Genomic DNA, 717 nt, shown 5'->3' on the forward strand with positions numbered 1-717 from the left:
AATACAACGTCTCAACCAATACAGTTAGTCGCCAGCTAATCGCACTTGGACACCAAACCAAGTCCGCTTACAATGGCTTACCAACTTCCTTATGCATCGATGAATTCCGCTCTACAGGCAACCAAATGAGCTTTATCGCGATTGATGCCCAAAAGCACGATCTAATCGCTATCCTACCTGGTCGGAAGAACAAAGACATCAAGGAATTTTTCATAAATCACTATTCATTAAGCAATCGAAGCAAAGTCACCCAAGTCGTAATGGATTTTAACGCCCAGTATCAAAAGATTATTTACGATATTTTCCCAAACGCCGTCATCGTCGCCGATAACTTTCACTTAGTTCAAATGGCTCTCCGGTCTTTAAATCAGACCCGGGTTCAACTGATGCGCCGGTTCCCCCAAAATACACGTGAATATCGCATTCTTAAGCATTATTGGCGTCTTTACTTGAAGAGCTATAAAGACCTTGAGAAGAACAAAAAGCAGTGGTATTCACACCTTAAGGACCACCTCACGCAAGAACAGCTCGTCCTGGACGGTTTGGATCTTAGCGAAGAATTCGCGAACACTTATTATTCAGCACACGCATTGGTAGAGGCCATCCGAAGCCGTGACTACGACGCCTTTATCGAGGCCTTAGGTGAAGTTGAGAACGTCAGTCCTCAACTTCTAACGACCATCAAAACCTTCATTCAGAAAAAGCAGTTCATTGAGA

The 717-nt window shown here is 43.8% G+C and carries 1 protein-coding gene; it reads left to right on the forward strand.

All coding sequences use genetic code 11. The features are described 5' to 3' along the window. A partial coding sequence (locus ACYVN4_RS45110) for a transposase (RefSeq protein WP_460730478.1) occupies positions 1-717 on the forward strand: 717 nt, incomplete at both ends.

Source organism: Nocardia heshunensis (assembly GCF_054782115.1).